Source organism: Siphonobacter sp. (assembly GCF_048595215.1).
In the GTDB taxonomy this organism is placed as follows: domain Bacteria; phylum Bacteroidota; class Bacteroidia; order Cytophagales; family Spirosomataceae; genus Siphonobacter.
The window spans coordinates 23646-30417 of sequence record NZ_JBMDWJ010000035.1 but is presented as its reverse complement, the minus strand read 5'-3'; the positions used below and the strand labels follow the sequence as shown (position 1 = coordinate 30417).

6 protein-coding genes are annotated in these 6772 nt (G+C 49.7%); 1 reads left to right on the top strand and 5 read right to left on the bottom strand.

Annotated features, from left to right (window positions below):
* Window positions 1-623: 623 nt before the first annotated feature.
* The 4 genes from ACOJTG_RS02360 to ACOJTG_RS02345 all read right to left on the bottom strand — a co-directional run bounded on the left by ACOJTG_RS02360 (window position 624) and on the right by ACOJTG_RS02345 (window position 4308).
* Window positions 624-953 (bottom strand): hypothetical protein, encoded by a 330-nt coding sequence (locus ACOJTG_RS02360; protein ID WP_420152334.1) that lies wholly within the window; start codon window positions 951-953, stop codon window positions 624-626.
* Between the two features lie 124 nt (window positions 954-1077).
* Window positions 1078-1785 carry a LytR/AlgR family response regulator transcription factor gene (locus ACOJTG_RS02355; RefSeq protein WP_420152333.1) on the bottom strand — a complete coding sequence of 236 codons (708 nt, stop codon included), beginning with the start codon at window positions 1783-1785 and terminating at the stop codon, window positions 1078-1080.
* The gene (locus tag ACOJTG_RS02350) at window positions 1782-3245 is read right to left on the bottom strand and encodes a TlpA family protein disulfide reductase (RefSeq protein WP_420152332.1); all 1464 of its coding nucleotides are present in this window, start codon (window positions 3243-3245) and stop codon (window positions 1782-1784) included. The genes ACOJTG_RS02355 and ACOJTG_RS02350 overlap by 4 nt, the downstream gene beginning before the upstream one ends.
* Before the next feature lie 13 nt (window positions 3246-3258).
* The gene (locus tag ACOJTG_RS02345) at window positions 3259-4308 is read right to left on the bottom strand and encodes a sensor histidine kinase (RefSeq protein WP_420152331.1); all 1050 of its coding nucleotides are present in this window, start codon (window positions 4306-4308) and stop codon (window positions 3259-3261) included.
* Between the two features lie 311 nt (window positions 4309-4619).
* Between ACOJTG_RS02345 and ACOJTG_RS02340 the strand changes: the two genes are divergently transcribed.
* Window positions 4620-5630 (top strand): hypothetical protein, encoded by a 1011-nt coding sequence (locus ACOJTG_RS02340; RefSeq protein ID WP_420152330.1) that lies wholly within the window; start codon window positions 4620-4622, stop codon window positions 5628-5630.
* A 117-nt stretch (window positions 5631-5747) separates the two neighbouring features.
* On the opposite strand, the gene ACOJTG_RS02335 is transcribed toward ACOJTG_RS02340, so the two are convergent.
* Complete coding sequence (locus tag ACOJTG_RS02335) at window positions 5748-6743, bottom strand: sugar transferase (RefSeq protein ID WP_420152329.1); 996 nt, start codon at window positions 6741-6743, stop codon at window positions 5748-5750.
* Window positions 6744-6772 lie beyond the last annotated feature (29 nt).

Below are 6772 nucleotides of genomic sequence, written 5' to 3'. Positions count from 1 at the left end.
GTTGGAGTTTAGGCAATGTTTTAACTGACGATATTGTTTGTTAATTTAGGTTGCCTTAAACGAATTTGAGTTTCGTCCTTTAGAGACGGCTAGCTAGCCGTCCATGCCTTTGTAGACTATGTTCCTATCGAAAACTTAGTTCTTTTAGAGCTTCGTTACTCACCTAGACCGAGTTTGGTTCTGTTGGCACGGCTGGCTAGTAGCCATTGAGCCTTCCAGGCTGGGCCACTATACGGCTAACGATAGCCTGCTAAGCCACCGTATTGCGGCTATCGTAGGTCTTTTCGTGGCTGATACGCCGTAGAAGTTTTCATCTTCTAACTGATAAGTTGATTGCTAGCAATGTTACCATAATCGAACTTCTACATGGAAGACATAAAACTAGGCCCCACCCTATCGCATTCCATGCGGGGCATCCCATGCCGGGCTCAAGCCGCCTTCTATTCCATGGTGGCCACCATGGAATGGTTTCATCCATAATGCGGTGGCCTGATGCAGGATGAAAAGAGCGGTGGGCGTGCCGACATGGAATGTATAGGGACTAAATCACCAGCCGCATTTAAGGTACTAAAAACTGATCTATTATTAGATATCCTTTTTTTCCTAAGCTGAAAAGCTAAACCTTACGCCCTGCGAACAAACCCTATTAATGCCGAACAGGCAAAGGCAATGACCGTTGAAATGCCCAAGGCCAGCAACTCTACACTTTGACGCGTCTCATTGTCGGGGAAATTGGTAAAAGCCCAGTAGCCTACCCATAAAATGGCAACTTCGAGTAAGGCAAACTTCCAGCCTTTCTGGGGTTCCAGAATACCCAGTCCAAAAGCCGTCAGAATCGCTACTAAACAGGGTAGAAAGAAGGAGTTAGCGGTTTTAATGCAGTAAATGATTAGTATCCCTCCTACAATTACCAGGGACAGAGCGAGCAGGGCCGTTTTAGAAAGGTTAGGCATGGCAACAAGCGTTTAAGAGTGGGGTTACACGACTCCAGCTACCGGCTGGTTTGGCGAGTTCTACGCTTGGTGAGTAAACATTTCGCGGCACGCGTAGACACCCTACTTGTTGCAAAAATAGCGGTTAGGTTAATCGATTCAGCAATTCATCCCGATACAAACCGGACAAAGGTAAAATAGCACCCGTGATCAGGGTGACCTGATGCCGTTCAATTTTCTCAACTTTGTTTAGGGACACGATATACGACTTATGAATACGTATAAACTGATCGGCGGGCAATCGCTCCATGGCTTCCGACAGTTTCATGCGGGTTAAGGTCCGGCGGCTGGGTTCATGAAATGTCAGGTAATTATCATCCGCCTCCACGTACAGCAAGGTTGCCCGGTCAATGCGTACCCAATCGTAACCCGTTTTCACAAACAGGGAATCAGGGGCTGCTGGTTCTGCTAAACTCTGCTGCGAGCGTTTGGCCATAGCCCGCTGGCAGGCCTGGACGAAACGGCTCAAACGGATGGGCTTTAATAAATAATCGAGGGCTTCCAGCTCAAAACCGTTCACCGCATATTCTGCGTAAGCCGTCGTGAAAATGATCGGTACGGACGAACCAATGATCTGGGCCATTTCCAGTCCGGATAAATCGGGCATCTGAATATCCAGGAATAACAAATCCACGGATTCCGTCTGTAAAAAGGCCAGGGCCTGCGTAGCACTGGCAAAGCTGGCAACTACCAGTACATAAGGCACCTGTCGGGCGTGCGATTCCAGCACATGCAGGCCCATGGGTTCATCATCAATCAATACACAACGGAGCAGAGCGGAATCTTTTTTCACAAGAGTTGCCGGATTTGTTCATACAGAGCTTCCTTTTCGGAGGGCCGTTTCGCGTGTACGGTCACTATTTTACCCGATTTGTCGACTAAGATATACGATGGAAACTGAAGATGACTCTGCGGCGAATAGTGCCGCTGTACATCATCCACCAGTGCTTTCCCCGCCAGGATGTGGTAACCCGTTAACTGATAGAACGCAATCGTCTCCCGCCAGCCTTTTTCTGGGTTCGTCGTATGTTCAACGGCTACGTACAAAAAATCGACGGCTTGTCCTTTAAATTGTTCTTTCAGGGCCTGATTGAACGTAAATTCCTCGCGACAGGGACCGCACCAGCTTCCCCACAGATCCAGATAGACCACCTTACCTCGGTGAGCCGCCAGCAGCGAATCCAGCGTAGGTATGGACGCGGGATGCACGTGTATATCTGACCGTTCGGCTTGTGACACTCGATCCCAGTAGGGTTTCATAAGTTGTTGTACATACGTTCGATAAGAACTTTTGGGAAAGCGGTGCATGAAGTCCTCATACGCCTCGCGTTGGTAACCCAGCTCACCGTGTTTGATTCCCTGCGTCAGGAACGAGGCAATTGCCCGTTCCAGCGACGGTCCGCTGAGGCCGTAGTTGATGGCTTTGTATTCCCAGTAACGCTCGCCTTTTTCACGTATTTCCTGATTGACGGCAGCAAAGGGCTTTCGAAACATTTCTTCCGCCAGCGTCGCAAAGGCTTCTTTCGACGCACACTGGTGCTGGAGGTAGCGGGAGTAATAGGCAATCACCTGTTGGTAGGGATAACTGCGTAGGGCCGTTGCATCGGAAAGATTTACTGCCTGATACACTTGTTTGAGAACGGCCCGCCACTCCGGCTGACCGTACTGGGATTTATTACGGGATGTCCACACGCCATTTTCCCAAATCAGGTCCCAGACTTTACTCGCCGCAAAATAGGTAAGATCGGCTTTCGTCATTTCTAAAAACGCCGACGTCGGCTTGAAAGCAAGGGTTTTGAGCTGAGCCAAGGCCCAGTTCTGACTTTGCTGAAGCTCCGCCAGAATCGTAGCCGGGCTACTCAGTGAATCGTTATAGGTCGTTTGCCCCAGCCGATTATAGGTCAGGCCCAGTCGCTGGCGAAACTGGTTTTCTTTCCCCAGACTTCCACCGAATCGGATGTCGCTGCGGTCGGCCCGCATTACTAAGGTCTTGCCGGGTTCGGCGTAGAGGTACAGGCGTTGATCGGCATAATCCATGAAAATGATTTGCGGTGTCGTTACCGGTAGCTGAACGGAAAAGTTCCCCTGAGCGTCCAGACTCACTTTTTGCGAATCGGCCCGGTACACCCAGCCATCAAAGGGTACGTAAAATGTGAGGGTTTTCACGGTCGGACTTAGCTTGCCCGAAAGTTTCAGTTGGGCATAGGCATTCAACTGCACGCCCAGGAGTGCAAAAACAAGAAATAATCGCATGATAAATAGTAGATTAGTGAAGCGTAAGATGCAGGTGGACCAAGTACCGATCCGCCAGGGACTGTATACTGAGTTGATGTTTATCCGGATACAGAAGCGACAGGCGTTTTTTCGTGTTGGCTAAACCAGTACCCAGGCTCGGCTGATCACTCCGCCGGGGAAACAGGCTGTTTTCAATGACTAATTCCAGCTCCTGTTGCTGAACGGTCAACCGCAGGGTGATAAAGCAGGGTTCGTCCATGCGAATGCCGTATTTAAAGGCATTTTCCACCAGGGGAAGCAACAGCAAGGGAGCAATTTGAGTGGGCTTTTCGTCGTAGGTAAGTTCGGTTTGAATCTGAATATTCTCCCGTACTGGCAGCCGTAGTTTTTGTAGCTGCACGTAATCGGCAATAAACATAAGCTCTTCGGCAACCGATACCAGATCGTTCCTCGAACGGTCAACCGTATATCGCATAATGCTGGCGAGCTGTTCAATGCTTTGAGCCGTCTGCTCCGCCTGTTCTAGTAAGGCCGTTCCGTACAAGGTATTGAGGGTATTGAAAAAAAAGTGGGGGTTGATCTGGGCCTTCAGGGCATGAAGTTCGGCGTTGGTGAGCTGAATCTGCTGTTGCGTCTGATCCACCCGTTGCTGGATATACTGCCGCAATAACGCATAACCCATGTTATAAGCTGCCACGACCAGAGTGGGTTCTCCGATCGGATTAGGCATTCCTCCAAACTTCCACTGGCTGAAGTAAGCGAGTAGTATAGTGAAACCGACCGATCCTAAACCGGTACTAATCAGAAAAAAACGAATGGATTTCTTTCTGAAAATCAGGTGATAGTTGAGTTCGACCAGTAGCGTTCCTACGGCCATCACCGCCCACAAGCCCTGCCTGTAATTGTGGTTCATGAACCGTTGCCAGGCCGTAACCGACGAGCCATCGGGATTGATGAGATAGGGCCCCTCCCTGTACACCTGATAGCTATAGGAAAGAGCATCACTCAGCTCCATTCCTAGCCAGAGGGCCAGGGCATGGACAAGCCATTGTTGCCAGATGGGTAAACGTGTAATAGCCATAATTGCCGAATCGCAGACGATTAATGCATCAAAGCAAAAAGGTAAGCGGCTGTATCGCAAAAAAATGGGGTAAGAGCTTCGAATGATGGGGTAAAAGATTCATCCTAAGAATCTATAGGCAGAAATGAAGTGAATGGAAGCCTTTTTATGATTGAGTATTGCTTTAAAAGGCTCCGTTCCTAAAGATCTCCGTATCGAATGAAACTACTAATTTCAGGGAGGACTAAAACTTTTTTGCTTTGAATCGAGTCTCATCAGCGAACACTTCTTTTCATTGATTTTCTATCACGAATAGCAATACTAAAGATTTGATGACGACATCCAACCCTATTTTGCTCATCGGCGGCTCCGGTATCGTGGGCCGTTGGACCGCTCATTTCCTACGAAAGGCTCATCCGGAAGTGCCCCTGCTGATCGGTGGGCGGGATCTTGCTAAAGCGAAAAAGGCGGCGGCCGAAATCAGTCAGGCGGAAGGCGTAAAGATTGACCTCACGGCCGAGGACCTCGGTCTGGGCGATCGCCCGGTTAGTGCCGTTGCCCTCTTTTTTACGGATGAACGGGCTGCCGGATTGCGTTTCGCTCAGTCACGCGGCGTGCCGTACCTCACTATTTCTCCGGGTTTACATGAAATCGCCCCGGAAATAGCCGCCTACATCCATAAACCAGACGCCGCTCCGATCGTATTGGGTACGGAATGGCTGGTGGGTGCCACGACGATTCCTACGCTGGAATTTGTCAAGGATTTCAGCCGTGTGCATGCCATCACCCTCAGTGCACTCCTGGACGAAGAGGACGCTGGCGGTCCGGCAGCAGATGCCGACCTGGAACGGCAAATGAAAACGATGCCTTTATCCCTCACTCGCCGCGAGGGTGCTTATGTTTGGCGTAGTGGTGAAGAGGCCAAAACGACCTTTCGGGCCGTGGATGGTACGGAAATGGAAGCTTTTGCCCTGGCTCCCAATGACGTGATTAGTCTGGCTACGGTAACGGGCTCGCCCAACGTTCAATTCAATCTGGCTATTGGTGTGACTTCGACCCGTCGTCGCGGGGAGCCGATGTCAACGGAAATAATAATTGAACTGGAAGGAGAAGATCATTCAGGCCAAGCTTTGCGTACGCGTCATGCGGTCGTTCATCCGGAAGGTCAGATGCCCTTGACGGGATTCGGAGCTGCCATGGTTCTGGAACGGCTGATCGGGCTTGACGGTAAGCCGGCGACTCCGGCAGGCTTGTATTTCCCTTATCAGTTACTGGATCCAACGGCTTATTTTAGCCGCCTGAAGCAGATGGGAGGTATCCTTTTGGATCTGGACGTTCTGTAAAAGAATGGAGGGTTCATTTACCGCAACGAATGGTCTATCAAGGAATTTTCCCGAGAAACTTATTCGCAGCAAATCGTCGCCGATAGACAGTTTAGCTCCTATCGGCGGCGACTTATTTTAGCATCCTTGTTTGGTAAATACGGTAACAATGGTTCGAAAAAAAATGTACGCTTCCAACCGCACGCTCCAATGCTTGATGTAGTAGAGATCGTACATGAGTTTATGGCGAGCATCTTTGAGACCTGCTCCGTAGGGATAGCAAATCTGGGCATAACCCGTAATTCCGGGTTTAATTCGATGACGCTCCCGATAATGGGGAATCTGCTCTTCAAAAACCTCCGTGAAAACCCGCCGTTCCGGTCGGGGACCAATCAGTGACATTTCTCCTTTCAGTACACTTAGTAACTGGGGCAGTTCATCGAGTCGAATTTTTCGCATGAAAGCACCGAAGGCAAACGTTCGCGAATCACGTTTACTGGAAAAGGCCGCTCCCGAGGCCTCGGCATCCAGTCGCATGGAGCGAAATTTAACGCAAGTAAACTCTTGTTCTTTCCACCCCACCCGTACTTGTCGGTAAAATACGGAACCGGGGGATTGTTGCTTGATTTTAAAGGCACTCCACAGCCAAAAGGGACTACTCGCTAGTAGTAAACCAAGGCTAAGAACGGCATCCATCCCTTTCTTAAATAGACGTATGGAGGGCGAAAATCCGGGTAATGTCCCCGCCAGACTACGGTACGTAGCGGATTCTGCAATGTAGACTTTACCCAGCATCTGCTCACAAAAGTCGGAGATAGTACTGATGTGAAACCTTGAACCCTTCTGAATGAGCAGAGCTTTCGAAGGCTGCCAGGACCCAGGACGCGTAACGAGATGAATGTATTCAAAGGGTTTCACCAGTGTCTCTAGGTTTGGGTCTGTCTTCATTTGAGCCGGTACCAAAATGATTCGCTGGTAGGAAAGCAACAGTCGCCTGAGATCCCGTTTAGTAAGAAAGTAATCGTAATCCGTGATGAGTAGAACCTTCGAGCTTATGTTATGGGAGGAGCGAATCTGATGGATTACCGGATTAGTAGAGACGCTTTCCACAAGGGGCGGGAGTACAGGTAGCATCATATCGTATCGATACGTGTGAACTTGGG

Bases quoted from the DNA above. Each gene is read 5' to 3' on its own strand.
- ACOJTG_RS02360 (WP_420152334.1), bottom strand. From the start codon at position 953: ATGCCTAACCTTTCTAAAACGGCCCTGCTCGCTCTGTCCCTGGTAATT.
- ACOJTG_RS02350 (WP_420152332.1), bottom strand. From the start codon at position 3,245: ATGCGATTATTTCTTGTTTTTGCACTCCTGGGCGTGCAGTTGAATGCC.
- ACOJTG_RS02345 (WP_420152331.1), bottom strand. From the start codon at position 4,308: ATGGCTATTACACGTTTACCCATCTGGCAACAATGGCTTGTCCATGCC.
- ACOJTG_RS02340 (WP_420152330.1), top strand. From the start codon at position 4,620: ATGACGACATCCAACCCTATTTTGCTCATCGGCGGCTCCGGTATCGTG.
- ACOJTG_RS02335 (WP_420152329.1), bottom strand. From the start codon at position 6,743: ATGCTACCTGTACTCCCGCCCCTTGTGGAAAGCGTCTCTACTAATCCG.